This window comes from Pseudarthrobacter sp. DSP2-3-2b1, assembly GCF_049895945.1.
GTDB lineage: Bacteria > Actinomycetota > Actinomycetes > Actinomycetales > Micrococcaceae > Arthrobacter.
The window spans coordinates 223,387-248,684 of the sequence record NZ_JAFCTI010000005.1; the positions used below are offsets into that span (position 1 = coordinate 223,387).

Consider the following 25,298-nt stretch of genomic DNA (forward strand, 5'->3'; position numbering starts at 1 on the left):
CCGTGGCAGCAAGCACCCTTACCGAGGTGGCCAGGCTGGCCGGCGTCTCGCCGGCCACAGCTTCCCGTGTCCTGAACGGGTCCGCCCGCACGCCGGGCAAGGACATCGCAGACCGTGTGCGCCAGGCGGCAGAATCCCTTGGATACATTCCCAACGCCCAGGCCCAGGGACTGGCCAAATCCAGTTCCGGACTGATCGGGCTGATCGTGCATGACATCGCCGATCCCTACTTTTCCGCGATCGCCCGCGGTGTGCAGGAAGCCGCCCGGGAACAGCGCAAAATGGTGCTTCTGGCCAGTACTGAAGGTGCTCCGGAGAGTGAGAAGGAGGCCGTGGCAGCCTTTGCCGCCCGGCGGGCGGATTCGATAGTGATTGCCGGATCCCGGATGTCCCGTCCTGAGGACCGGGCGGGTAACGCTGAACTCGCCGCCGAATTGGACCGCTACTGCCGCAACGGAGGCCAGGTGGCAGTTGTTGGCCACGCGGTGATCGGCGCCAGCGCCGCAGAGGGCTACCACGTGGTTCAGGTACCTAATGAAGAGCTGGCCGCGGAGCTCGCGGCCGAACTTGCCGCCACCCGCGGCGGTGACTTTGTCATCATCGGCGGTCCGGCGGGCCTGCTCACCTCCGATGACCGGATCCGCGGGTTCCAGGAAGGACTGAAGGCTGCCGGCCGGCCGGCAGCGGAGGTCCTGAGGACGGACTTCAACAGGTCCGGCGGCTACGACGCCGGGCTCACGCTTGCTGCGAGGATCAAAGCTGCCCGATCAGCGGGCACCACCGCAGCTGAGGGTGACCCGCCCCCGGCCGCCACATCTGCAGGCTCAACTAAGCCGCTGTGCATTTTCGCCGTCAACGATGTCATGGCCATCGGGGCCGCCGCCGCCTTGCGCTCCCAGGGACTGCGGATCCCGCGGGACGCCACCGTGGCAGGTTTTGACGACATCGAGACCCTGCGGGATTTCCGCCCCGCCCTTTCGACTGTCCGCCTTCCCCTTGAGGAAATCGGCCGGCAGGCGGCACGCAGTGCCGCCGGCAGGGACAGTGACGGTGCCGCGTTAACGCCTGTCACCGGTCAGGTCACGCTCCGGCGCAGCACCGAAACAGTAGCCTGATGCTCCCCGGATCGTTCACAGCCGTCCCGGACCTCGGCTCGTCTTCGGCGCCCCGGCCGGCAGTATTGGTCCTCCCCGGTGGAGGATATGCGCGCCAGGCCGACCACGAGGCCGAACCTGTGGCCAGCTGGCTGGCAGGCCTGGGAATCCACGCCTACGTTTTGCGGTACCGGGTTGCTCCACACCGTCACCCTGCCCCGCTCGAGGATGCCAAGGAAGCCATGTTGCGCATCCGCGAAGGTGCCTTGGGGCTCACTGTGGACGCCACGCGGGTGGGGGTTTTGGGCTTCTCTGCGGGAGGTCACCTGGCGGCAACCCTGTCCACGGCGGCTGCCACCGGGAGTGCCACCCTGGATGTCCGGGCAGCGGTCCCCGATCTGACAGTCCTGTGCTACCCCGTAGTGTCCTGCCTGGACGAGCCCCATCAGGGGTCAGTGGACAACCTGCTGGGCGCGTCGCCGTCGGACGATCTGCTGCGCGGGATGTCCGCTGAGCTCCATGTCACAGCCACTACCCCGCCGGCGTTTCTCTGGCACACTGCCGATGATGAAGCGGTGCCCGTCCATCACAGCCTCGCCTACGCCGCGTCACTGGCCCGCGCCGGGGTGCCGGCCGAACTCCATGTGTTTCCGCACGGGCGCCACGGACTGGGCCTTGCCGCGGACGTTCCGGGGCCGGACCAGTGGACAGCCCTGTGCGCCGCCTGGCTGAACCGGATGGGGTGGGCTCAGGAGCCTGCCGCAGGCAGGAACGTCAGCCCCTAGAGTTGCCCCATGCGGGAGAACCAAGTGCCGGACGCTGAAACGCCGAATGTTGACGTACTGGACGCCGTCCGGGCGGAACTGCTGGCACGGGCGGACCCGGTGCGCGCGGCCGGCGTCCAGGCGTACATGAAGTCCACCCTGCCCTCCCTGGGCGTCAGGGTGCCGGAAGTGAGGCGGCTGGCACTCGCCGCGGCCGCTTCCCATCCGTTCACTTCCGCCGGCCAGCTTCGCTCCACGGTGCTGGATCTCTGGCGCACGGCCGCAGCCAGGGAGGAGCGGTATGCGGCGATTGATCTCACGGGTCTTCGAATGGTGGCCGGAGATGCACTGATGCTTCCCCTCTACGAGGAAATCATCCGCACTGGAGCCTGGTGGGATTTCGTGGACGGGGTGGCGAACCGCCTGTGCGGGCTGCTGGAATCCCACCGTCCCATGATGACCGCGGTGCTGCTCGACTGGAGCAGGGACGCCGATTTCTGGATCCGCCGGGCCGCGATCACTGCCCAGCTGAAGGCGAAGGCCGGCACCGACAAGGACCTGTTACGGGCTGTCATCGAACCCAACCTGGCCGATCCGGAGTTCTTCATCCGGAAGGCCATCGGCTGGGCGCTGCGCGAATACGCCAAAACCGAACCCGAGTGGGTCCGTGGCTTCGTCGCCGAACTCGGCACGCAGCTGAGTCCACTGTCCCGGAAGGAAGCCCTCCGGAACCTGCCGGCCTCTTCCACCCTTACCTCGGGCGGGTGATTGGCAGCCTCAGCGGACGCCAGACCACGAAAGTCCGCATCAGTGCAACGTCCCGGACCGCCGTCGCGGGGCCCGGGCGGGAGCAGGCCAGGCATCGAGCCGATATCTGGCACGGGCCCCGGCCAGCGCCAGGAGTACGCCGCTGAAGGCCATCGCTATGAGTCCGTACACTAAGGCGTCCGGCGGGGATCCCCACACCGCGTGCAGTGCAAGCGTGCCCGGAACCAATCCCAGGTAGCCCGTCACTCCGGCACCCAGCGCCCACGGCCAGATCCTGGCCATCACGCGGGTGTTTGCGCCAGGCTTCCGCGGCGGAACCCCCGGTCCTGATGCCCCGATGCCGAGGATGACACCCAGCAGCGGCGGTCCAAAGCCGCCGCCCACAGCCAGCAGCAGCAGCGAAATCCCCACCAGCACCAAGGATCCGTGCCGGCGCTGAACCCCGGTGACTGCCCAGACCGCGAGAACGGTGGAGACCACCACGGTGAGGACTCCGGAAACCAACAAATTGGGGATCAGCGTCATCGCGGGCTCACCGCCCACGATCTCGAACGCTTCGTGCCCAGGCCAGGAACGGATCACCACGCCTTCGGGCGCCACCGGGCCCTGGAGGATCTCCCCCAGCCCATGTTCCATGCCGGCCAGTGCCGCCAACTGTCCAAAGACGCCCACCACGGTCCGCATCGCCCGTCCGGTCCGCAGCGGGTGTGAACTGCCCATCGGGCACCTCCTCATGAACCGGGATGCTTCGACGTTAGGTGCGGCACAGTGCCGGCAGAAGAGTCGAAAGCCCCGTCACAAGAAAGCGGGTGCACTGACCTGCGGACACCGGCGGGCTAGATAACGGGGCGTTCGACGACGGGGTCGTGGGTTTTGCGGAACAGGCGGCGGGTGCGCGGATCCCAGAAAATCAGATACAGGCCAAACAGCAGACCTGTCACCGCAGCAGCGACCCGTGCCAGCACCAGGGCGAGGCCGAGGTCTTCTGTCTGGAGGTAGGGGAAAACCTCCAGCTGGTCCGAAATGGCGTAGATCATGAAGAACGAGACGATGAAGTACAACGCCTTGACCTGCCAGTCGTTTCTGATGCCGGTCACCGCAAACAAGGGGATAAGCCAGACCACGTACCAGGACTGGATCATCGGAGCCAGCACCACCACGGCAGCAAAGGCCAGCGTCAGGCGGCGCATCAGGCGGTCATGGTCACCCTTGAAGATCTGAAACGCGACGATCCCCACGGCGAGGAGTTTGCCGGCGTCGAACACCCAGCCCGCCAGGGTCCAGCCGTCCAAGCCGAAGGCGTTGGAGATGATGGCAACCACCAATCCGACGAGCCCCACCGGCGCGTACCAGATGAAGATACTGCCGGGGGCGGACAGCCCGTTGATCCAGCCGAAGCCGAAGCCGTTTACCAGGCTCAGTGCATAGAGAATGGCCAGGCTCAGGCCAGCGGTGAGCGTCCAGAAGAGGAACTTCCTGGACCAGCCGGCGTTCTTCCCTGCCCAGAGGAGTCCGATGAACGGCAGGAAGACGATGGTGATGGGTTTAACCGCAATGGACAGGGTTACCAGGACGATGCCCAGGACCGCGCGGCGGGTGGCGGAGTAGTACAGCCCAGCCAGTGCCAGGCCGATCATCAGCGCATCGTTGTGGACACTGGCGATGAAGTTGGTCAGGAACAACGGGTTGGCCGCGGTGAGCCACAGGGCGCGGTGGGGGTTTACGCCGTGCAGCTCGGCCAGCTTCGGCACGTAAATGATGCAGAGCACCACGCCGGCGAGGGCAACAAGCCTGAACAGCATCACGCTGGCTTCCGGGTGGACATTAGTGGACCAGACCACGAACTGTTCTATCCATAGGAACAGCTGGCCATAGGGCACGGGGGCCTCGGTCCACATTTTGTCGGCGCCAAGCTGGAAGTAGTTAGATAACGCGGAGATGCCGTTCTCGTAGGGATTGAACCCTTCTACCATCAGCCGGCCTTGGCCGATGTAGGCGTAGACATCACGGCTGAACAAGGGGACGGTGAACATCATCGGCAGGCCCCAGGCTGCAACCGCCTGCAGGGTCGCTTTGCGTGCCTGGGGTCCCCAGACCCGGACCCGCTGGCCGAGCCGCAGCCAGGACCGCACCAGGAGCATGCCGCCGATGGCAAGCAGCACGATGGCCAGGGCAACCCCCACGGCCTCCGTGCGCATCCAGATGAAGACCGGCACCCGACGGAGCTCGGAAACCGGCGCCAGCCAGCCGACGCCCAATGACCCGATCATCATGAGGACCGAGCCCGCAAACCCGGCAAGGATCGGGGATCTGGCGTTGTCCACTTCCCCCGCGACGGACCCGGGGACCACAGCGGCGGCTCTCTCCCCCGTTGCAGGCACAGGCGCCGTCATCTCAGATCGTCCATTCTCTTTGCATTCAGCGCTTCGGCCCCCAACGGGCTGCTTGGGCCGCCCCGGCCGCAAAGGCACAGCACAGCGGCCACGTCCACGCCCCTCTGTACCCGAAATCCTAGCATCGGACGGTTGAGCCGGGGCGGAACGGTAGGCTGGTCCAGTGCCTATATCTAACGAACGCATCGTCTGGATCGACTGCGAAATGACCGGCCTGGACATCAAGACCGACGCCCTGATCGAGGTGGCGGCCCTGGTGACGGACTCGGAGTTGAACGTGCTGGGTGACGGTGTTGACGTGGTGATCAAGCCCGAGGACGCTGCCCTGGCCCAGATGAATGACTTCGTCCGCGACATGCACACCCGTTCCGGGCTGCTCAAGGAACTCCCGCACGGAAAGACCATGGCCGAAGCCGAGGCCGCGGTCATGGAGTACATCGAAAAGTGGGTGCCGGACCCGCGCAAGGCACCGCTGGGCGGCAACTCCGTGGGAACCGACCGCGTGTTCCTCTCCCGCGACATGCCGGCCGTGGTGGAGCACCTGCACTACCGCGTGATCGATGTCAGCACCATCAAGGAACTGTCACGGCGCTGGTTTGCGCGGGCGTACTTCCAGTCCCCCGCCAAAAAAGGCGGCCACCGCGCGCTGGGCGACATTCAGGACTCCATTGACGAACTCCGCTACTACCGCGAGGCCGTTTTTGTCCCCGCCCCGGGACCTGACAGCATCACGGCCCGGGACATCGCCAAGCGCATCACCGGCGGAACGGCCACGCCCGAGCAGTAATCTGCACCACGTTTTGGGGGAAACTTTGGTGAAATCCCCAAAAGTGGCACGAGCACCCCTCAACAGCAGGTAAGCTATTTGAGTTGCCTTTCCAGAGGACCGGACGCCCGGGAATCTTCAAGGCACATGGTGGGCTTAGCTCAGTTGGCAGAGCGCCTGGTTGTGGTCCAGGAGGTCGCGGGTTCAACCCCCGTAGCTCACCCTTGCAGGACGGCATCAGCAGCCGTTTGTCAGGAGGCCGCATCGGATATCCGGTGCGGCCTCCATTTTTTTGCACAAAAGCCGGCGTCACGCCGCACGCACGAAGGGCCGCCTGACATGACTGTTCTGCCGATCACCATCTGGGGCGAACCGGTGCTGCACCGCCGTGCCGCCGAGGTGGAGGTGTTCGACGACGAACTGCGCACCCTGATTGCGGACATGTTTGAAACAAACGACGCCGCCAACGGGGTTGGGCTGGCAGCTCCCCAGGTGGGGGTGGGCAAACGCATCTTCGTGTACAAATACGCCAACGACGACGGCGCCCCGCCCGCCGGAGTCCTGGTAAACCCTGTCCTGACCCTGTCCAAGGTTTCCGGCGCCCTGCCGGACCCTGATGAAGAGGAAGAAGGCTGCCTCTCCTTCCCCGGTGGCCAGTACCCGCTCAAACGCGCGGACTGGGCCCGGGTGCAAGGCCTTGACGGCAATGGGGAGCCGGTCGAATTCGAAGCGACCGGATGGTTTGCCCGGGTGATCCAGCACGAGTACGACCACCTGGACGGCAAACTTTATGTGGACAAGCTGTTGGACCGCTATTCCCGGAAGGCCAAGAAGCAGGCCAAAAAAAGCGGCTGGGGAGTTCCGGGGCTGACGTGGATGCCGGGTGTGGATCCGGACCCGTTCGGTCACTAGCCCGCTGTGATGGTGGGCTGCTCCGGACAGGAATCCAGGACCCGCTTCATGGCATCTTTTTCCGGTTGCGTGACCCACAGCGAGTAAGAAGCCTTGACCGAGATCTGCCGGGCAACATAGTGGCAGCGGAAGTTCTTGTTCTTGGGCAGCCAGGTAGCGGCGTCCCCCGCGCTCTTCTGCTGGTTGGCGGGACCGTCCGCGGCTATCAGGTTCAGGGGATCATTGGCGAGGCTTTGGCGTTGTTTCGACGTCAGTCCCTGGGCGCCCTTCTGCCACGCGTCACCAAGGGCCACCACATGGTCGATCTGGATTTCCTTGCTGCTTTCGGACCCGCGGCGGAATTCCACTGCCTGCCCGATGTAGGGCTCGTGGATGGCGCCGGACGCCACCCGGCATTTGGAGCCTTCCGTGAAGACCACGGCAATGAGGTCGCGGCGCAGGATGTCATTCCTGGTATCGCAGCCGTTCCGGTCCACGTCCAGCCAGGCCTGGCCGAACGCCTCCCGCTGGTAGTTGTCCTTTGCTGCACGCCCCTTGACGGGCAACCCCTCAAGGGCAGCCAGCGCCCTGCCCTGCGGCACGGGCTTCATGGGTATCACCGGCTTCATGAAGGTCCCGTCAAAGACGGGCACCTCCGATGGTCCGGCGATGGCCGGTTCGGCAGCAGCGAACTGCCCTGCGGTGAAAAACCAAACGCCCGACGCCACCAAGGACACGGCAAGCAGAACGAGTAATGCCCACGCTTGCCTGGAGCGCCGGCGCGCCCGCCGGTAGGCGGTCCAGCTGACGGTCATGGGCAACCGGCCCTTCCGGAAAGATAGTTCACCAGAAGAGCCTAGGCCACCCCACTGACAGCAGCGCGGATATCCACAGTGGGGAGGAGGAGTGGCCCGCGCGGTGGTTTACTGCTCCCGGGCCACCCGCCGGAGATCTTCCTCGGCCAGCTTGAGGAGTGCTTCGAGCTGGCGCACGCGGTCCTCGCCGATGTCCCCGGCACTCCTCGCCGCCCGCGCCTGGTCCAGGAGCCTGACGGCTTCCTTGTGGTTGGCTTTGGCGACGTCAAGGGCGTGTTCGAGAGTGGTCTCATGCTGGAGGGTTGAGTCATTTTCCATGCCACCAGTGTGGTCCCGATTCCCGGCCGATTCCAGCGAATCAGCCGGGAATCTCCAGGCAGCCCGTCAGGCGCTCCGGATTAGACGGCGATTGCGGCCAGGGCAGCGGCAGACTCCTTGGCAGGGAACGAGGGCGGGTTGACCCCGGCCATCTCTTCCATGACCCGGACCACCTGGCAGCTGTAGCCGAACTCGTTGTCGTACCAGACGTAGAGAATGACGTTCTTGTCGTTGGAGATCGTGGCGAGGCCGTCCACGATGCCGGCACGCCGTGAGCCGACGAAGTCAGTGGACACAACCTCGGGCGAGTCGATGTAGTCGATCTGCTTGCGCAGGTCCGAATGCAGGGACATCTGGCGCAGGTAGTCGTTCACCTCATCCTTCGTGGTGCCGTTTTCCAGGCTCAGGTTCAGGATGGCCAGCGACACGTCCGGGGTAGGCACACGGATTGAGCTGCCGGAAAGCTTGCCCTCGAGTTCGGGCAGCGCCTTCGCTACGGCAGTGGCCGCTCCTGTTTCCGTGATGACCATGTTCAGCGCTGCGGAACGGCCGCGGCGGTCGCCCTTGTGGAAGTTGTCGATCAGGTTCTGGTCGTTGGTGAAGGAGTGGACAGTTTCCACATGCCCGTGGATCACACGGAATTTGTCGTTGATGGCCTTCAGGACCGGGGTGATGGCGTTGGTTGTGCAGGAGGCGGCGGAGACGATCTGGTCCGTATCCTCGATGCTGCCGTGGTTGATGCCGTGCACAATGTTCTTCAGCGCGCCCTTGCCCGGCGCCGTGAGGAGAACGCGGGCAACACCCTTGCTCTGCAGGTGCTGGGACAGGCCTTCGGCGTCGCGCCAGCGGCCGGTGTTGTCAACCACCAGTGCGTTGTGGATGCCGTAAGCGGTGTAGTCGATCGTGGCGGGGTTGTCCGAGTAGATGACCTGGACCTGGACGCCGTTGGCGGTGATGGTGTTGGCATCTTCGTCAACGCGGATGGTGCCTTCGAAGGAGCCGTGGACCGAGTCGCGGCGCAGCAGGCTGGCGCGCTTGGTGAGGTCCTTGTCCGAGCCGCGGCGCACCACAATGGCGCGCAGGCGCAGCCCGTGGCCGCCGCCGGCCTTTTCGATGAGCAGGCGGGCCAGCAGGCGCCCGATCCGGCCAAAGCCGTAGAGGACGACGTCGGTGCTGGTGCGGTCATCGCCGCCGCGCCGGCCAACAATTTCGGCCAGTTCGGCGCGGAGGAATTCCTCCAGGGTGGCACCGTTGGCTTCAGCCTTGAACTTCTGGTTGAGGCGCGCGATGTCGATCGCAGCAGCGCCGAGTTCCAGGCCGGCCAGGGTGTTCAGCAGCGGCGCGGTTTCTTCCAGGAGCAGCTCGTCCTTGCTCATGCGGCGCGCGAAACGGTGCGCTTTGAGGATGTTCATGGTGGACTTGTTGATCAGGCTGCGGCCGTGGATGGACGTCACCACATTGTTTTCGCGGTACAGCCGGCCGATCACCGGAATCATGGCCTCGGCGAGAGCCTCCCGGCCCATCCACGTATCAAGACAAGAATCTGATGTCTGGCTCACAGAACTACCTTCCTCGGGTCAGCCGCAATACGTCCTCGTATGCGGTTGTCGGCCGCCGGAGGTGCTCCGGGGCGCAAGCATCAGCGGGGATTCGGTCCACCCCGGACGCCGTGGCGAAGCGCAAAGAAAAACCACCGGGTGCGAACGCAGCTCCGGTGGCAGAACTTCTACGTTCAGTGTCCATTCTAGGCTGGCGGCGACCCGCGGAACGCCCCGGGTGGAGTGAAGTCACTCACACACTGCGAACGGCCAAGCGGCTGCAAAGAATGATGGATGGGTTGACCGATACGCCGGGTTCTGTGCTCCCGTGCCGTTACCAGCGCGGGAGTAGCGGCCATCCATCTACGGACGCCGTTGCCGACGCCCTCCAGCGGCCTACCCGGACACTCGGGCGGGCAGCCCTCAAACGTGTCCTGTCTGGCCTTGCTCCGGGTGGGGTTTACCTAGCCTTCCCGGTCACCCGGGAAGCTGGTGGTCTCTTACACCACCGTTTCACCCTTACCTGCTTCGTGCCGCTTTCAAACCGGCGCGATGCAGGCGGTCTGTTCTCTGTGGCACTGGCCTGCGGGTTACCCCGAGTGGGCGTTACCCACCACCCTGCCCTGCGGAGCCCGGACGTTCCTCGAGCCACTTGCGTGACGCGCGGCCGCCTGGTCAACCCATCCGCCGTCCAGTCTACCGTTGGAAAGGGGCGCCACCGGCGCCGGTAGGATCGTACGGTGCTGATTCTGCTCCCCCCCTCTGAAGGCAAGACCCCCGCGGTCCGGGGATCCGCCGTCGACTGGCCTTCCCTGAGCTTTCCGGCACTGAACACGTACCGCGCCAAGGTCCTGGAGTCGCTGGGAACGGTGAGCGCCCACGAGGATGCCCTCTCATTGCTGGGCGTCGGCGCATCACTGAAGAACGACGTCGAACGCAACACCCGGCTGCACGCGGAACCGGCCGCTCCTGCGCACCAGATCTATTCAGGGGTCCTGTATGACGCCCTCGGCTACAAAACCCTGACCCCGGCGCAACGCCGGAAAGCGGATGAGGCCGTTGTTGTGATCTCCGCGCTATGGGGCGCCATCCGCTTCGGGGACAGCGTCCCGGCCTACCGGTTGTCAATGGGAACGTCACTGCCCGACGTCGGCCGCCTCGCCTCGTTCTGGAAACCGCAGCTTTCGGACGCCCTCGCGGGAGCATCCTCCGGACACCTGCTGGTGGACTGCCGCTCCAGCACCTATTCGGCAGCCTGGGCACCCGCGCCGGAGCAGACGGTGGCAGTCAACGTCTTCACCGAGACGGGCGGCGTGCGCAAGGTGGTCAGCCACTTTGCCAAGCACACGCGCGGAGAACTGGCGCGGCACCTGCTGGTCCGCCGAGGAAAAGCCCCGCAAACGCCGTCGCAACTGCTCAAGGCAGCACGCGAGAAGTGGGAAGCTGAACTGGTGGACGGCTCAACGCGGAAGCCCCACGTTTTGAACATCATCCTGACATAGACTCGCGTGTGCCGGACGACGGCCGCTGCTCGTGTAAGGACGGATGGGAATGGTGCACCACCCACTGAAGAAGTATGTCTGTGCTCTTCACACCACTGAGGCGGTCGAGCGCTCGGGGCTCCTCCTGCCACTCACCGCGGACCTGGAAAGGCCGGTCCAGCCGGCTGAGCTCGCAGAGTGGATCTCCATCGAGGCCGAAGACGAACCCGAAGTGGCCCACCACGGCTGGCGGGTGGAACTTGAGGACGCGGTGGGCCTCCTCATCCGCCCCGATCACGACGATGTGGCGGAACTGCTGGAAGAACAAACCGGCGTCCGCTCGGTGGTCCAGCTCGATCGCGAAGTCTTCGCCGTCGACGCGCCCCGGCTGTGTGCCGATGGACTGCGCGCAGCCACAATTCAGGCTGTCGCCGCTGCCAACAGGAGGGCCCATGACCCGCATCCCGCGGGTGAACGAGCCACCCCCGCCGGCTATCAAAGCGCCCCGGCCAGCCCCGTCCCCACCGCTCTGGCAGCACGGCCGGAACAGGCTGTGGAACCTCCCGAAGACGACGACCTGTGCCGGCTGGTTTCGGGGGATGCCACCAGTGAAGGCCGGCCGGTTCAAATCTGGGTCAACCGGAACGGCATCCTCATCCTGCCCGCCGGGACCATTCCGCACGGCCCGCTGGACCTGAGCGAGAACCCGCGCTTCCAGCGCGCCACTGTGACCTCAGCCCGCGCCATCCGCCTGGCGAAGAGCCATGCCGGGAGATGGATCCCCTATTCCTTTGTTGACAGGCTCCGGTTGCGCCGGCCCGGGCTGGTTCGACGCCGGTGGACAGCTGCCGTCGTCGAGAAGAGTGGCGCTTCTGTCCCCTTGAGCTGGCGCGGAACCCGTCCGCACGCACTGTTGTTCTGGGGATACATCGTCGCCAGATGCGGCCTTGGCCGGGTGGACGGGCTGCCCTAACCAGGCACGGGCCACCTCAGCGTGAGGGCGTCAGTTCCACTCGGCGGAGCGCACCAGGATGGCGCCCGAGTCAGGGCAGAAGACGATGTCGTCCTCAGAGGCTGCCTTGATCTCGGCAAGATCGCCGGGGCTCAGCTTCATTCCGGACGCTTCAGAGGTTCCGTGGAACAGCCGGGCCGCGCCGACTCCACGCTTGGCCAGGGTCTTCTCGTAAACAGCGAGCATCCCGGCGTCGAGCCCGGTGGCAAACTCGGCCCGCTTGCCGCGGACCACGGTGGCTTCCGCTTCAACCTCGGCCAGGGCTTCGTCGAGCTCCGCGCGGATACCCGCGAAAGAGCCCTGGATCTTGTCCACAATCTCCTGCTGCTCGGCCTGCCGCGCGCGAAGCGAATCAAGCCGGTCCATCACCTCCAGCTCCACGTCCTCAAGGTCCGAGCGGCGCTTGTTGAGCGAGGCGATATCCTTCTGCAGGGCCACCAGGTCCTTGGACAGCCCGGTTCCGCTGTTGAGGCGTGCTTCGTCGCGTTCGATCCTGGCGGCGACCTGTTCGACGTCGGCCTCTGACCGCTTGAGTTCTGTTTCGGCGTCGTGGACGGCCATTTTGGCTGCACCCAGTTCGCCGTTCGCCACGGACAAGGCGGACTGGAGGTCCTCGATCCGCGGATCGGTTTCCAGGGCCCGGCGGCGGCTTGAAAGGGATTTGAGCTTCGCATCCAGCCCCTGCAGTTCGAGCAACTTCAACTGTTCCGCCGGTGCTGCCTTAGCCAACTGATACCTCCGCTTGATCCCTGCCGGCCGGAGCCGGGCACCCTGCAGGCGCTCTATAGACTCTAGTCCCCGTAGACCTCAGTCCCCGCCCGGAGTCAGGATGAAGTCCCACGGATCGCTGTTGGTGCTGCTCACCTGAATCTCCACATCGTGCCCCTGATCGGCGAGCACGTTGCCCAGCGCGGACGCCGCAGCGGGCAGCCACAGCCATTCGCTGGCGAAGTGCGAGACGTCAATGAGGTACGGGCGGCCGTTCACCGCAGCTTCGCGCGCCTCCGAGGCCGGGTGGTGGCGGAGGTCGGCGGTCACGTAGACATCAGCGTTGCTGGCCCGGACCTCGTTAAACAGGGAGTCGCCCGCGCCGCCGCAGACCGCAATCCGGCGTACCAGCCCGTCCTTGTCCCCGGAAACCCGCACTCCCCCGGCTACCGATGGCAGGATGCCGAAAACCCGCGCCGCGAAATCCCCCAGGCTCATCACCTCCGGCAGTTCACCGACCCGCCCGATGCCCTCTTCGGGCAGTCCGTTGGCGGCCACCGTCAGCGGAACAACCCCCTCCAGGCCCAAAGCGTCGGCGAGGACATCCGAAACACCCCCGACGGCGGAATCACCGTTGGTGTGGACCGTCAGCAACGCCGTCCCGGACTCGATGAGCCGGTGGATGGCCTGCCCTTTCGGCGTGGTGGCGGCAACTGAGGTGACGCCTTTCAGGAGCAGCGGGTGGTGGGTGATCAGCAGCTCGGCACCCCATTCCACGGCCTCGTCAATCGCCTCGAGCGTGGGATCAACGGCGAACATCACCCGCGTGACGGGCGCAGATGGGCGTCCCGCCACGAGCCCTACTTCGTCCCAGTTTTCAGCCAGCGACTCCGGCCAGAGTTCTTCCACGGCCAGCAGCAGCTGTCCCAGCGTGGGCGGTTCTGACTGCTGCGGTTGCGCATCGTCCGCGGACGCGGTGCCGTCGTCGAGCTTGTCCGCATCTTTGAGGCCGCTGTCTACAGGTTCCATAGACTCAGTTTTACCCCATCCGGCGTTCCCACCCGCATGGAGGACCGTCCCATCGGTATCCGGAAACAGTCCCGTAAGGTGGGCCCCGGGAATCATCCGGGACTCTCAACCATTGAAGAGGTCATGAAAACTTTTGTTTTAGGCGGAGGCTGCTTCTGGTGCCTTGACGCCGTGTACCAGAAAACCAAGGGTGTGAGCTCGGTGATTTCGGGCTACACCGGCGGCCACGATCCCAACCCCGATTACTACTCGGTCTGCAGCGGAACCACCGGCCACGCCGAGGTTGTGGCTGTCACGTTCGATGAGGATGTTGTTCCGGCCGAAGTCATCCTGGACATGTTCTTCGCCCTGCATGACCCCACCACGCTGAACCGGCAGGGCTACGACGTCGGCACCCAGTACCGGTCTTCCATGTTCTATGAGACCACTGAGGAGAAGATCCTCTTCGAGGAAGCCATCGAGCGGAACCAGGCTCTGTGGGCACATCCGATCGTGACCGAGGTCAGCCGGCTGCCGCGCTTCCATGTGGCGGAGGATTTCCATCAGGACTATTACGCCAAGTACCCCGAGCAGGGCTACTGCCGGGTGATCATCAATCCGAAGCTCGCCAAGGCCAGGAAATATTACTCTGCATGGCTTAATGCTTAGCAGCCGCCGCGCCCCCATCGTTAGGCTGACCTCAGTATTCACACTTGAGAGATAGGCATATCTACATGGCACGGATCTATGACGATGTTACGCAGCTGGTCGGCGGCACCCCGCTGGTCCGCCTGAACCGGCTGACCGAAGGCCTGGACGCTACCGTCGCCGTCAAGCTCGAGTTCTACAACCCGGCCAACAGCGTCAAGGACCGCATCGGTGTGGCCATCGTTGACGCCGCAGAAAAGTCCGGCGCCCTCAAGCCCGGCGGCACCATTGTGGAAGGCACCTCCGGCAACACCGGCATCGCCCTGGCCATGGTGGGTGCAGCCCGCGGTTACAAGGTCATCCTGACCATGCCGGAAACCATGTCCACCGAACGCCGCGTGATGCTCCGGGCTTTCGGTGCCGAGATTGTCCTGACCCCGGGCTCCGAGGGAATGCGCGGCGCTGTGGAGAAGGCCCAGGAAATCGTGACCAACACGGAGAACTCCATCTGGGCCCAGCAGTTCGCCAACGAGGCCAACCCTGAGATCCACCGCACCACAACGGCCGAGGAAATCTGGTCCGACACCGATGGCAAGGTGGACATCTTTGTCGCCGGCATCGGCACCGGCGGCACCGTCACCGGCGTAGGCCAGGTTCTGAAGGAACGCAAGCCCGAGGTCCAGATCGTTGCCATTGAACCGAAGGATTCCGCCATTCTGAACGGCGGCGCCCCCGGACCGCACAAGATCCAGGGCATCGGCGCCAACTTCATCCCGGAAATCCTGGACACCAACGTCTATGACGAAGTGCTGGACGCTACCCTGGAGGACTCCGTACGGGTCGCCCGTGAGCTTGGCGTCAAGGAAGGCATCCTGGGCGGAATCTCATCAGGGGCCATCGTCTGGGGCGCGCTGGAACTGGCCAAGCGGCCCGAGAACGCCGGTAAGCTGATCGTCGCCGTCGTCTGTGACTTTGGGGAGCGTTACATCTCCACCGTGCTCTATGACGATATCCGCGGCTGATTCAACAGCTGTCGGCCCATTTCCTGTAGAAAGAACTTTGTGGGCTTTTTCGCAAGACTAAAAGAAGACCTCGACGCCGCCAGGTCGCATGACCCGGCGGCTCGAGGTTCTTTTGAGAACTTTTTCGCATATTCAGGGCTTCATGCCATCTGGATCCACCGCCTGACGCACAAGATGTGGCGGAATCCCGGCCTCCGGTTCCCGGCGCGGCTGGTATCCCAGTTGGGCCGGTTCCTGACCGGAATCGAAATACATCCCGGAGCCACCATCGGCCGCCGTTTCTTCATCGATCACGGCATGGGTGTGGTGATCGGCGAGACCGCCGAGATCGGCGAAGACGTCATGATTTACCACGGCGTCACCCTCGGCGGCCGCTCACTGGCCAAGGTCAAGCGCCACCCCACCATTGAGGACCGGGTGACCATCGGCGCCGGCGCCAAGATCCTGGGGCCCATCACCATCGGGCGCGACAGCGCCGTTGGCGCCAATGCCGTGGTAGTCAAGGACGCCCCGCCGGAATCGATTGTGACCGGCGTCCCCGCTAAATGGCGCCACCGCGATGCCCAGCGCGAAACAAAGCCGGCAGTGGACCCCGCCGAGTACGACATCGAATACCGGATCTGAACCTTCCCTGCACCGCCTGGCCTGCGATGCGTCTCAGCACCAAGGCCACTGCCGCGTCATAAAGCCGGTCCGGCAGCAGCCTCTGGGACATGTGGACTCCCTGGGTGGACGGACACCTCCGGTGGCGCCGAACGCCAACGGCCGGCACCTCCCGGAGTATCCGGGAAGTTCCGGCCGCAGGTTTCGCAGCGTTATGCAGTTTTGGGGTGCGTGGAGCCTAGTGGGTGTCCACAGCTTCGATTTCGGACTTGTCTTCGCCCCAGAGGGTGTGGAAAGTGCCCTCGGCATCGACGCGGCCGTAGGTGTGTGCACCAAAGAGGTCCCGCTGGCCCTGGATCACGGCGGCCGGCAGACGCTTGCGGCGCAGGCCGTCGTAGTAGGCCAGCGAGGAGGAGAACACCGGCACGGGAATGCCGAGCTGCACAGCGGTGGAAACCACGCGGCGCCAAGCAGGCAGGACATCGGCGATGGCCTTGGTAAAGGCCGGGGCGAACAGCAGGTTGGCGGGCTTGTCCTCTGCCGCGTAAGCCTTGGTGATGTCCTTCAGGAGCTCGGCACGGATGATGCAGCCACCGCGCCAAAGGGAGGCGATCTCGTCCAGCTTCAGGTCCCAGCCATATTCCGTGGCCGCGGAGGTCAGCATGTCCAGTCCCTGGGCGTAGGACACCAGTTTGGAGGCGTACAGCGCCTGGCGGACGTCTTCGACGAAGGTGTCCGGAACCTCGACGGCGATTTCCTCACCGGCAAGCAGTTCCTGGCCGAGCTTGCGCTGTTCTGCCTGCGAGGACAGGGCACGGGCGAAGACGGACTCGGCGATGCCGGAGACCGGCGAACCCAGTTCCAGGGCGGAGATGACCGTCCAGCGGCCGGTGCCTTTCTGGCCTGCGGCGTCCACCACGACGTCGACGAACGGCTTGCCCGTCCTGGCGTCCACGTGGCCGAGGACCTGGGCTGAGATTTCGATCAGGAAGGAGGCGAGATCGCCTTTGTTCCACTCTTCGAAGATCTTGGCCTGGTCTGCCGGCTCAATGCCAGCCCCGGAACGCAGGAGGTCGAACGCCTCGCCGATGACCTGCATGTCGGCGTATTCGATGCCGTTGTGGACCATCTTGACGAAGTGGCCGGCGCCGTCTGTGCCGATCCAGGCGCAGCAGGGCTTGCCGTCCACGTGCGCCGCGATTTTCTCGAGCAGCGGGCCGAGGGCTTCGTAGGATTCCTTGGAACCGCCGGGCATGATGGACGGGCCGTTGAGGGCGCCTTCCTCACCGCCGGAGACTCCGATGCCCACGAAGTGCAGGTCCTTCTTGGCCAGGGCCGCTTCGCGGCGGCGGGTGTCCTCGTAATGTGAGTTTCCGGCGTCGATGATGATGTCGCCGGCTTCCAGCAGCGGTTCGAGCTGTTCGATGACCGAGTCAACCGGCTTGCCGGCCTTGACCATGATCAGGACGCGGCGCGGCTTCTCCAGCGAGTCCACCAGTTCCTGCAGGGTTTCGGTGCGGACGAAATCGCCGTCCGTACCGTGCCTTTCGAGAAGTGCATCAGTCTTTTCCACTGACCTGTTGTGCAGGGCAACCGTAAAACCGTTACGGGCAAGGTTGCGGGCCAGGTTGGCGCCCATTACCGCCAGGCCGGTGACACCGATGTGTGCAGACATCAAAAACTCCAATTCATTGTGTGCAATGGATGTGCAGGGTGGCTCCGCTTTCATTGCGAAGCACGCTGGCACGAACCACAGGGTCCGAATAAAGCATATATATTCAATCGGCTTCGGGAAAGCGGGGCCCACTCTATGAAACTCAGCCAGCCGTTTCCCAGTCTAGGCTTGACACCATGTCGACCAGCCTGCATCACCGTGCCATTGAGAATCTTGGCACCCGGATCATCACGGGCGACCTGCCCACCGGACACGTCATGCTGGCCGAGCACCTCGAAGAAGAACTGCGGGTTTCCCGGTCCGTGGTCCGCGAGGCCGTGCGCGTTCTCCAGTCGCTGGGCCTGGTGGAAACCATCAAGCGGGTGGGTATCCGGGTGCTGCCGCCGAGCCGCTGGAACCCGTTTGATCCGCAGGTCATCCGCTGGCGGCTCTCCAGCGAAGGCCGCGGCGCACAGTTGCGGTCGTTGGCGGAACTCCGCTCCGCCGTCGAGCCTGCCGCCGCGGAGCTGGCCGCCCGGAATGCCCCCGCGCCGCTGCGCCGGGAATTGGTGGACATCGCCCACGCCCTGCGCGACGCAGGGCACGACGGCGACGTCCCGCGGTTCCTTGATTTGGACATTGCGTTCCACTCGGTCCTTCTCTCAGGGTCAGGCAACGAGATGTTCGCCAACCTGATGGGGCAGGTGGCCGAAACCCTGACCGGACGCACAGTTCATGGCCTGATGCCGGACCACCCGCACGAGGGCGCGCTGCAGTGGCACGTTGACCTCGCCGAAGCAGTGGCCGCGGGCGATGCTCCGGCTGCGAGGGAGGCCTCCGAGCGGATCATGCGCCGCACCATGACGCGGATGTCCGGTACCTGGACGGATCAGCCGCGGGTATTCATCCCCGTCCGCAGGAACTAGGCGCCGCAGGAACTAAGCACCGGAACTGACCGGCCGGAAATCAAGCAGGACCTTGCCGGATTCGGCGGAATTCCGGGCAATGGCGAACGCTTCGATTGCTTGTTCTGCGGGGTATTCGTGGGTGATGACCGGTGTGATGTTGAGGGTGCCGTCGGCCAGGGCGGTGATGACGTCGTCAATTTCGTCGTTGAAGCGGAAGGAGCCTTTCAGCTCCAGTTCCCGTGTGATGGCCAGGGAGATCAGGACCGGCTGGGGTCCGCTGGGCAGGAGCCCGACCATGATCACGGTGCCGCCGCGGGCTGCACCCTGGATAGCGGAGGCCAGGCCGTGGTGGCTGCCGGAGGATTCAATGACGACGTCGGCCTGCACGGCCGCGATCGCCGCCTCGTTCCCCGCGGTAATCACTGCGTCAGCGCCCACCGCCGTGGCGATTTCCAGCGGTTTGGGGTGCATGTCGACGGCGGTGATGTGCGCCGCGCCGGCATGTTTGAGGACCGCGACGGCGAGGGCGCCGATCGGTCCGGAGCCGATGACCAGCGCGGTTTTGCCTTTCACGTCCCCGGCCCGGGTGACGGCGTGCCAGGCCACCGCGGCAGGTTCGATCAGCGCGGCGGTGCGCAGGTCCAGGCCCGCGGGCAGGGCCCGGAGCATCCGGGCGGGGAGGTTCACGTACCGGGCGAACGCGCCGTCGGTATGCGGGTAGCGGGCAGCGCTGCCCAGGTAGGTGCAGCCCGGGGACAGGTTGGGCCGGTCCGCCGGGTACCGGACGCCGGCTGTGGGCCCGGTCCCCGGGCCGGGGGTGGCGGGGTGGACCGCCACCGGGGTACCCGCGGACGGGCCGGTCCCGTCCGCGGCGGCGCGCACCACGGTCCCGGAAATCTCATGGCCGAGTACCAGCGGCGCCTTCAGGACCGATTCCCCCGCCGCACCGTGGAGCCAGTAGTGCAGGTCTGAACCGCAGATCCCGCCGTACCGGACCTCAACGACGGCCTCTTCCGGGGCCGGGACGGCGAGGGTCAGTTCGTCGATCCGGACGTCGTTGGCGGCATGGGCCACAACAGCCGGGCCACTCATAGGCAGTGCTGTATCCGGTGACATCAGACCACCACCGTCATGCCGCCGTCGATGAAGATGGTCTGCCCGTTCACGAAGTCCGAGCCGTCCGAGGCCAGCCAGACCGCCGGGCCGGCCAGGTCCTGCACGGTCCCCCAGCGGTGCGCCGGGGTCCGGCCCAGGATCCAGGCATTGAACTGCTCATCGTCCACCAGATTCTGGGTCATCTCCGTGTGGATATACCCCGGCGCGATCCCATTGATCTGCAAACCGGACCCGGCCCACTCAGCCGTCATGGCCCGGGTCAGGTTCCGCAGCCCGCCCTTCGCCGCCACATACGGGGCGATGGTGGGCCGTGCCAGGTCCGTCTGGACAGAGCAGATATTGATGATCTTTCCGTGCCCGCGCGGAATCATGTGCCGGGCAGCCTCCCGGCCCACCAGGAACGCGCTGGTCAAGTCAGTGGCGATCACCTGCTCCCAGTCCGCCACGTCCAGTTCCAGCATCGGCACCCGGTGCTGGATTCCGGCATTGTTCACCAGAATCTCCAGCGGCCCCACATGCTCTTCCACCCACGAAACGCCACGGGCCGCCTCCGCATCGGAAGTGACATCGAACGCGATGCTGTGGATACGGCCGGGCGCAAAATCAGCCGTCAGTGCCATCTCGGCAGCCTTTAACCGCTCAGCGTTGATGCCGTTCAACACCACCGTCGCGCCGGCGTCGGCCAAGGCCCGGGCCAGCGCGTTGCCGATCCCCCGGCTCGAACCGGTCACCAAAGCAACCCGCCCGGTCAGATCAAAAAGTGAAGTCATTGTGTCTTTCCTCAGTTGGTCTTGGTTGTGGGTTGGTCACCCAGATTGGAGATGGTTTGCCGGACTGCGGAGAGGTCGAGGTCCCCGAGTCCTTGGCGCTTCAGTTCCGCATAGAGTTCGACGCCGGCTCTTGCCATCGGCACAGCGGCACCTGCCGCCTGGGCGGCTTCGAGGACGAAGGAGAGGTCTTTGTGCATGAACTTGGCAGGTCCCGTGGGGGTGTAGTCCTTGCGGACCAGCCGTGGACCCACGACATCCAGGACGCGGCTGCCGGCCAGGCCGCCGGCGAGGACTTCGAACAATGCCGCCGGATCCAGGCCCGAACGCTCGGCGAGCTCGGCTGCCTCGGCGAGCGCCGCCGTCGTGGTTCCCACAAGGAGCTGGTTGCACGCCTTCGCAAGCGATCCCGATCCCAGCGGGCCTATGTGCCGCACGGTGGTTCCCATTGCTCCAAAGAATGCTTCGAGCCGCTCAAAGTCTTCAGCTGCGCCGCCGGCCATGATGGCCAGGGTCCCGTCGGCGGCACCGGTTGTTCCCCCGCTCACGGGTGCATCCACCACGGCGGCGCGGCCGTGGCTGGCCTCGTGCACCCGCCGTCCGAAGTCCCGGACTTTTTCAGGCGAGACAGAACTCATGACCACCACGGCCGTGCCGTCCGCCGGTGGCGTCTCTGCCCAGCTCACCAGCAGGCCTGAAGCGGCTTCCTCGATGAACGGAAGATCAGGAAGCATAAAGGCAATAACCGGGAAGTCCCGCAGCGAGGCGACATCGGGTGCTTTGCGGCCACCCATTCCCTGGAACTCCTCAATCGGTCCGGGTGAACGGTTCCACGCCGTGACGTTCCACCCGGCCAAAAGCAGATTCTTCGCCATGGGCAGGCCCATGAGTCCCAGGCCCACAAAGCCCGCTCTTTTTTCGTTCAAGGTGGCCTCGACTCACATCGTTGTGTGGTTAATGAAGGGAAATCTGTCCAATATCCTAGCCTCTATTCAGTATGATGAACACTATGACGACCGAAACCATTGTCGCAATCGCCGTCCCGCTCGAAGCAGAGCTGGTGGACCGCATCCGCGCCGTAGACCCGTCCGTAACCGTCCTCTATGAGCCGGACCTGCTTCCACCAGAACGTTTTCCGGCCGACCATTCCGGGGACCCCGGGTTCAAACGCACTCCCGCACAGGAAGAGCAATATTGGGCCATGCTCAACCGTGCGGAGGTCCTGTACGGCCTGCCGAACGAAAGCCCCGCAGGCCTTGCCCGCATCGCCCGTGAGAATCCGCGGCTTCAATGGGTGCATGCCATGGCTGCCGGGGCCGGGGGCGCCGTCAAGGCATCCGGCCTGGACCAGGAGACCCTCAGCAAGTTCCGCGTCACCACCTCTGCCGGTGTCCACGCTCTGCCCCTCGCGGAGTTTGCCGCATTGGGGATCCTCAACGGCTTCAAGCGGAGCGCCGAACTGGTCCAGGATCAGGCCGCCAAGGTGTGGCCCGAACTGAGGACTCCCACCCGGCTGGTCAGCGGCTCCACCCTGGTGGTGACCGGACTCGGCGAAATCGGCCTGGAGACGGCCCGCATCGCCCGCGCCTTGGGCATGAAGGTCAGCGGGACCAAGCGGACGGTGGAGCCGATCGAGGAGATCGAAGAGGTTTCGGACAATGAGGGCCTCGCCGGTCTCCTCGCCACCGCTGATGCCGTGGTGAATACCCTGCCCGGCACGCCCTATACAGAGAAGCTGTTCAGCCGGGAAGTCTTTGCGGCGATGAAGCCGGGAACCGTGTTTGTGAACGTGGGTCGCGGCACTGTTGTGGACGAGGACGCCCTGCTCGAGGCCCTCAACAACGGCCAGGTGTCCTACGCATGCCTTGATGTCTTTGCCGTGGAGCCTCTCCCCCAAAACAGTCCGTTGTGGGATCACCCCAAGGTACTCGTCTCACCGCATACATCGGCCCTCAGCGCGGCCGAGAACCGCCTGATCTCAGAGCGCTTCTGCAGCAACCTCCGCACGTTCCTCGACGGCGGCACCCTCCCCCATCTGGTGGACCCGGTCCATTTCTACTGATCTACCTGCCAAACCAAAAGGCGGCCTTCCCAGAGTGGGAAGGCCGCCTTTTTGGGTACAGGGTATTAGGTTGCGTCCTCCACGAGGACCAGGTCACGGCCCACCGTTTCGGGGGTGAAGAACGTGGTGCCGAAAGAAATCAAGGCCAGGACCAGGGAGTAGATGGCTGGAACCAGCCAGGAGTGGCCGGTGGCAGCCAGCAGCGCCACGCCGATCATTGGAGCGAACCCACCGGCCATAACGGCAGAGAGCTCGCGGCTCAGCGCCACCCCCGTAAAGCGGTGCTGGGCGCCGAAGAGTTCCGGCAGCATGGCGCACTGGGGGCCAAGCATGGACTGCACACCCAGGGAAATGCCCACCACCATCACCACCCAGACCAAGGTGACGTTGCCCAGGGTGACCAGGTAAAAGGCCGGCAGGGCGATGACGGCCTGGAAGAGAGCTCCGTAGCGGTACACCGGAACGCGGCCGAAGCGGTCGGACAGAGCGCCGAACGTGACCACCATGACTGCAGCAAACCCGGCGGCGATGAGCAGGCCCGTGGGTCCGATGAACTTGTCGCCGGCAAAAACACCGGCGGGCAGGCTGATGAAGGACACCAGGAGTGCAGAGTAGATGGACGAGTTTCCGTTTTCACCCATGCGGAGACCGATGCCGATCAGCACGTTCTTCTTTGAGTGCCTCCAGATGTGGCCCATCGGATTCTTGGCCACGGCCTTGTGCTTCTCCAGTTCCTGGAAAACCGGGGTTTCCTTGAGCCGGAGCCGGATGAAGACGGCAATGACAATCAGGATGAAGCTCGCCAGGAACGGAACCCGCCACAGCCAGCCCTGCAGGACTTCCTTATCTGCCAGCGCCATCAGGGCAAAGGTGCCCGCGCCCAGCAGCGTGCCCAGCTGGATTCCGACGAACGGCAGCGCAGCGAAGAAACCGCGACGGCGGCGCGGGGCCACCTCCGAAATCAGGGTGGTGGCACCTGCCTGCTCGGCGCCGGCGCCCAGGCCCTGGAGGATGCGCAACGCCACGAGGAGCACGGCTCCCACCATGCCGGCCTGCTCGAAAGTGGGCAGGAGTCCGATGGCGAAGCTGGCCATGCCCATCAGGCCGATGGTGAGGATCAGGACCATCTTCCGGCCGAACCGGTCGCCGATGTAGCCGAAGACCACCCCGCCGAACGGCCGGGCAGCGAAGCCCACTCCGTAGGTGGCGAAGGAGGCGATGACTGCACCGCTCTCGCCCAGCGGCGAGAAGAAGAGCGGTCCGAAAATGAGGGCTGAGGCCAGCCCGTAGATGTAAAAGTCGTAGTACTCCAGAGCGGAACCTACGGAACTGGCAAGTGTTGCCCTTCGCAGCTGGTCAGGATCGACGACGGCGCCATCCAGGTCTGCCTGCGGTGATTTAGTACGAGTTGTCACAGGAACTCCCTCAAAAACACTCCAGGCCCCCGTTGGCCTGGTGGGATAGCAAGGACACCCGTGGGCGGTGGGCCATCATGCATCAGAGCCCCGATTACCAGGACCACGTCTTGGGGCAGGTCCAGGCAAGCAACTCGCAGGCCAAGGACCAGCTGGTGAAGGACTGGATGGGAGCCGGCTCACCGGAGGTGCGGCCGTTCGCTCCGGAGTTCCTTGCAGCGCAGAAGAGATTCGATGGCCGCGAACCCGCCCGCGCCGAGACGCGGGAACGGGACGCAGAGCAGCGCCGCCAGGCGTTCCTTGCCCGGCAAGGGCGCGGCTCTGATGAGGCACTAATCCAGGTCAGTACCCTCGGTTCCACCGAGGCCAGGAAAGACGCCGAGGGGTATAAGGCTGTTGCGACGGCCGAGTACGCCCGTGCCGACCAGGCGAAGGAAGAATCCGCCCGCGAGGAACACCGCGGACCCTCTCACGCGGAGGAGGAGTGGTACCGGGAAGAGTTCCTTACCCACCACCCCGACGCCGTCGTTGCCGAGGTCAACGCCGACACAGCCGCCCATCAGGGGGCCGGTCACGAACGGGCAGGCAACGTCGCGGCTGACCGTGCGGCGGCACCCTACGGCACCGCTGAGCACCGTGCAGCGCTGGAACAGCAGCTCGTGACAGCCGGGGTACCCGCAGAGGCAGTCAAAGCGCGCATGCAGGGCGAGAAAATCCAGAAATACCCGATCACCCACGCGGCCGCCGGCAAGGGCGCGAAGGCCGGCAAAACCCGTGGAGCGAACGTAAACCAAGGCCAGACGCAGAGCAAGAACCGCACGCGCGGCCGCTGACCCCGGCAATGCGCAGAGGAGCCCCGCACACCGTTGGTGTGCGGGGCTCTGGTGGATCGTGGCCCGTCAAGGGCCGGGACTACCTGTTAGAAGGGGGAGACTTCAGAACTCACCCGTGACGTAAACACGGCCGCCGTTGGGATCGTCCTTAAACGGGCCCTTCGCATTTACGCATGGTTGGTTTGTTTGATCCGGTAGTGCCGGTGGCCGCCGGCGGCGAGTAGGCATCTGAGCCGGTAGTTGGTGAAGTTGCGGAAGCCGCGGGCGATTCTGCGGGTGGTTTCGATGACGCCGTTGATTGCTTCGGTAGGGCCGTTGGAGGCACCGTTCGTTTCGAAGTAGGCCAGGATCGCGGCCTTCCATTGTTTGAGTGTCCGGCCGAGGCGGGCGACTTCCGGGATCGGGCAGGACGGGAAGGACCCAATGACTTCATTCACGAGTTCCCTGCCCCGCTCCGGCCTGGCGTGATAGATGCTGCGGAGCTTCTGATAGCACTGCCAGGCGAGGGTGACTTCGTGGTCGGGGTCTCCGGCATTGAGCTTCGCGTCCAGTCGGGCTGATTGCTTGTCAGTGAGGTGTTCGGCGCCGATCTGCAGGGTCCGGCGGATACCGTAGAGCGGGTCGCCCTTGCGTCCGCGGTGCCCGAGAGTGTCCTGCTGGACCCGGCGGCGGACCTCATCTACCATGGCCGATCCGAGTTTCACGACGTGGAAA

Annotated in this window: 26 protein-coding genes, 1 tRNA gene and 1 other RNA gene; 14 read left to right on the forward strand and 14 right to left on the reverse strand. The window is 64.9% G+C overall.

Features of this window, described 5'->3' with window-relative positions:
- Nucleotides 1-2: 2 nt before the first annotated feature.
- From ACP7AX_RS08785 to ACP7AX_RS08795, 3 genes are read left to right on the forward strand one after another with little or no spacing between them, the layout of a single operon-like run.
- Nucleotides 3-1,115, forward strand: coding sequence for a substrate-binding domain-containing protein (locus tag ACP7AX_RS08785; RefSeq protein WP_131683920.1), 1,113 nt, complete (start codon nt 3-5; stop codon nt 1,113-1,115).
- A complete protein-coding gene (locus ACP7AX_RS08790; protein WP_426226137.1) occupies nt 1,115-1,879 on the forward strand; it encodes an alpha/beta hydrolase in 765 nt (254 codons plus the stop codon). Before ACP7AX_RS08785 ends, ACP7AX_RS08790 begins: the two co-directional genes overlap by 1 nt.
- Before the next feature lie 9 nt (nt 1,880-1,888).
- Nucleotides 1,889-2,626 (forward strand): DNA alkylation repair protein, encoded by a 738-nt coding sequence (locus ACP7AX_RS08795; RefSeq protein WP_426226138.1) that lies wholly within the window; start codon nt 1,889-1,891, stop codon nt 2,624-2,626.
- A 39-nt stretch (nt 2,627-2,665) separates the two neighbouring features.
- Here ACP7AX_RS08795 and ACP7AX_RS08800 read toward each other — a convergent pair whose 3' ends face one another.
- Nucleotides 2,666-3,346, reverse strand: coding sequence for a hypothetical protein (locus ACP7AX_RS08800; RefSeq protein ID WP_131683917.1), 681 nt, complete (start codon nt 3,344-3,346; stop codon nt 2,666-2,668).
- Nucleotides 3,347-3,462: 116 nt separating this feature from the next.
- Nucleotides 3,463-5,019 carry a polyprenol phosphomannose-dependent alpha 1,6 mannosyltransferase MptB gene (gene mptB / locus ACP7AX_RS08805; RefSeq protein WP_426226139.1) on the reverse strand — a complete coding sequence of 519 codons (1,557 nt, stop codon included), beginning with the start codon at nt 5,017-5,019 and terminating at the stop codon, nt 3,463-3,465.
- Nucleotides 5,020-5,182: 163 nt separating this feature from the next.
- Between mptB and orn the strand changes: the two genes are divergently transcribed.
- The 3 genes from orn (at nt 5,183) to def (ending at nt 6,697) form a co-directional block, all read left to right on the forward strand.
- The gene (gene orn / locus ACP7AX_RS08810; RefSeq protein WP_131683916.1) at nt 5,183-5,806 is read left to right on the forward strand and encodes an oligoribonuclease; all 624 of its coding nucleotides are present in this window, start codon (nt 5,183-5,185) and stop codon (nt 5,804-5,806) included.
- A gap of 129 nt (nt 5,807-5,935) precedes the next feature.
- Nucleotides 5,936-6,008: transfer RNA gene (locus ACP7AX_RS08815), tRNA-His, on the forward strand.
- Nucleotides 6,009-6,124: 116 nt separating this feature from the next.
- Complete coding sequence (gene def / locus ACP7AX_RS08820) at nt 6,125-6,697, forward strand: peptide deformylase (protein ID WP_131683915.1); 573 nt, start codon at nt 6,125-6,127, stop codon at nt 6,695-6,697.
- Here def and ACP7AX_RS08825 read toward each other — a convergent pair.
- The 4 genes from ACP7AX_RS08825 to rnpB form a co-directional block, all read right to left on the reverse strand.
- On the reverse strand, nt 6,694-7,491 hold the full coding sequence (locus tag ACP7AX_RS08825) for an HNH endonuclease family protein (RefSeq protein ID WP_426226140.1): 798 nt from the start codon (nt 7,489-7,491) through the stop codon (nt 6,694-6,696). The genes def and ACP7AX_RS08825 overlap by 4 nt on opposite strands.
- 108 nt (nt 7,492-7,599) lie before the next feature.
- A complete protein-coding gene (locus ACP7AX_RS08830) occupies nt 7,600-7,809 on the reverse strand; it encodes a hypothetical protein (RefSeq protein WP_131683913.1) in 210 nt (69 codons plus the stop codon).
- Nucleotides 7,810-7,889: 80 nt separating this feature from the next.
- Entirely contained in the window at nt 7,890-9,368 is a 1,479-nt protein-coding gene (locus ACP7AX_RS08835; RefSeq protein ID WP_426226141.1) for a glyceraldehyde-3-phosphate dehydrogenase, read from the reverse strand.
- 270 nt (nt 9,369-9,638) lie between these two features.
- An RNA gene (gene rnpB, locus ACP7AX_RS08840) (RNase P RNA component class A) lies at nt 9,639-10,030 on the reverse strand.
- 57 nt (nt 10,031-10,087) lie between these two features.
- On the opposite strand from rnpB, the gene ACP7AX_RS08845 reads away from it, so the two are divergent.
- Nucleotides 10,088-10,849, forward strand: a complete 762-nt coding sequence (locus ACP7AX_RS08845; RefSeq protein ID WP_426226142.1) for a YaaA family protein — start codon at nt 10,088-10,090, stop codon at nt 10,847-10,849.
- A gap of 49 nt (nt 10,850-10,898) precedes the next feature.
- Nucleotides 10,899-11,801 carry a hypothetical protein gene (locus ACP7AX_RS08850; protein ID WP_426226143.1) on the forward strand — a complete coding sequence of 301 codons (903 nt, stop codon included), beginning with the start codon at nt 10,899-10,901 and terminating at the stop codon, nt 11,799-11,801.
- 30 nt (nt 11,802-11,831) lie between these two features.
- Here the strand turns inward: ACP7AX_RS08850 and ACP7AX_RS08855 are convergent, their stop codons facing one another.
- Both ACP7AX_RS08855 and ACP7AX_RS08860 read right to left on the reverse strand, forming a co-directional pair.
- Nucleotides 11,832-12,569: a zinc ribbon domain-containing protein gene (locus ACP7AX_RS08855; protein WP_426226144.1), complete on the reverse strand. Its 738-nt coding sequence runs from the start codon at nt 12,567-12,569 to the stop codon at nt 11,832-11,834.
- Nucleotides 12,570-12,647: 78 nt separating this feature from the next.
- On the reverse strand, nt 12,648-13,577 hold the full coding sequence (locus ACP7AX_RS08860; protein ID WP_426226145.1) for a Nif3-like dinuclear metal center hexameric protein: 930 nt from the start codon (nt 13,575-13,577) through the stop codon (nt 12,648-12,650).
- A gap of 123 nt (nt 13,578-13,700) precedes the next feature.
- Here ACP7AX_RS08860 and msrA point away from each other — a divergent pair, with 123 nt between their 5' ends.
- The 3 genes from msrA to epsC all read left to right on the forward strand — a co-directional run bounded on the left by msrA (nt 13,701) and on the right by epsC (nt 15,850).
- Nucleotides 13,701-14,225, forward strand: a complete 525-nt coding sequence (msrA, locus tag ACP7AX_RS08865) for a peptide-methionine (S)-S-oxide reductase MsrA (RefSeq protein WP_426226146.1) — start codon at nt 13,701-13,703, stop codon at nt 14,223-14,225.
- A gap of 65 nt (nt 14,226-14,290) precedes the next feature.
- Nucleotides 14,291-15,226 (forward strand): cysteine synthase A, encoded by a 936-nt coding sequence (cysK, locus tag ACP7AX_RS08870; RefSeq protein WP_426226147.1) that lies wholly within the window; start codon nt 14,291-14,293, stop codon nt 15,224-15,226.
- Nucleotides 15,227-15,265: 39 nt separating this feature from the next.
- Nucleotides 15,266-15,850, forward strand: coding sequence for a serine O-acetyltransferase EpsC (gene epsC, locus ACP7AX_RS08875; protein ID WP_108598454.1), 585 nt, complete (start codon nt 15,266-15,268; stop codon nt 15,848-15,850).
- A 217-nt stretch (nt 15,851-16,067) separates the two neighbouring features.
- Here epsC and gndA read toward each other — a convergent pair whose 3' ends face one another.
- Nucleotides 16,068-17,504, reverse strand: a complete 1,437-nt coding sequence (gene gndA / locus ACP7AX_RS08880; protein WP_426226148.1) for an NADP-dependent phosphogluconate dehydrogenase — start codon at nt 17,502-17,504, stop codon at nt 16,068-16,070.
- A 176-nt stretch (nt 17,505-17,680) separates the two neighbouring features.
- Between gndA and ACP7AX_RS08885 the strand changes: the two genes are divergently transcribed.
- Nucleotides 17,681-18,409, forward strand: coding sequence for an FCD domain-containing protein (locus ACP7AX_RS08885; RefSeq protein WP_131682483.1), 729 nt, complete (start codon nt 17,681-17,683; stop codon nt 18,407-18,409).
- 12 nt (nt 18,410-18,421) lie between these two features.
- On the opposite strand, the gene ACP7AX_RS08890 is transcribed toward ACP7AX_RS08885, so the two are convergent.
- Genes ACP7AX_RS08890 through ACP7AX_RS08900 form a run of 3 tightly spaced genes read right to left on the reverse strand, consistent with a single transcriptional unit; the run spans nt 18,422 to nt 21,200 of the window.
- Nucleotides 18,422-19,507 carry an L-idonate 5-dehydrogenase gene (locus tag ACP7AX_RS08890; RefSeq protein WP_426226149.1) on the reverse strand — a complete coding sequence of 362 codons (1,086 nt, stop codon included), beginning with the start codon at nt 19,505-19,507 and terminating at the stop codon, nt 18,422-18,424.
- Nucleotides 19,507-20,277 (reverse strand): SDR family oxidoreductase, encoded by a 771-nt coding sequence (locus tag ACP7AX_RS08895; protein WP_426226150.1) that lies wholly within the window; start codon nt 20,275-20,277, stop codon nt 19,507-19,509. Before ACP7AX_RS08895 ends, ACP7AX_RS08890 begins: the two co-directional genes overlap by 1 nt.
- Before the next feature lie 11 nt (nt 20,278-20,288).
- Complete coding sequence (locus ACP7AX_RS08900) at nt 20,289-21,200, reverse strand: NAD(P)-dependent oxidoreductase (RefSeq protein ID WP_426226151.1); 912 nt, start codon at nt 21,198-21,200, stop codon at nt 20,289-20,291.
- 71 nt (nt 21,201-21,271) lie between these two features.
- Between ACP7AX_RS08900 and ACP7AX_RS08905 the strand changes: the two genes are divergently transcribed.
- Nucleotides 21,272-22,336, forward strand: coding sequence for a D-2-hydroxyacid dehydrogenase (locus ACP7AX_RS08905; protein ID WP_426226152.1), 1,065 nt, complete (start codon nt 21,272-21,274; stop codon nt 22,334-22,336).
- A gap of 65 nt (nt 22,337-22,401) precedes the next feature.
- Here ACP7AX_RS08905 and ACP7AX_RS08910 read toward each other — a convergent pair whose 3' ends face one another.
- Complete coding sequence (locus tag ACP7AX_RS08910; protein ID WP_426226153.1) at nt 22,402-23,751, reverse strand: MFS transporter; 1,350 nt, start codon at nt 23,749-23,751, stop codon at nt 22,402-22,404.
- A 77-nt stretch (nt 23,752-23,828) separates the two neighbouring features.
- Between ACP7AX_RS08910 and ACP7AX_RS08915 the strand changes: the two genes are divergently transcribed.
- On the forward strand, nt 23,829-24,584 hold the full coding sequence (locus tag ACP7AX_RS08915; protein ID WP_131682489.1) for a hypothetical protein: 756 nt from the start codon (nt 23,829-23,831) through the stop codon (nt 24,582-24,584).
- A gap of 167 nt (nt 24,585-24,751) precedes the next feature.
- Here ACP7AX_RS08915 and ACP7AX_RS08920 read toward each other — a convergent pair.
- Nucleotides 24,752-25,298 (reverse strand): ISL3 family transposase (locus ACP7AX_RS08920; protein WP_426226154.1); only part of this gene is annotated, 547 nt, incomplete at its 5' end.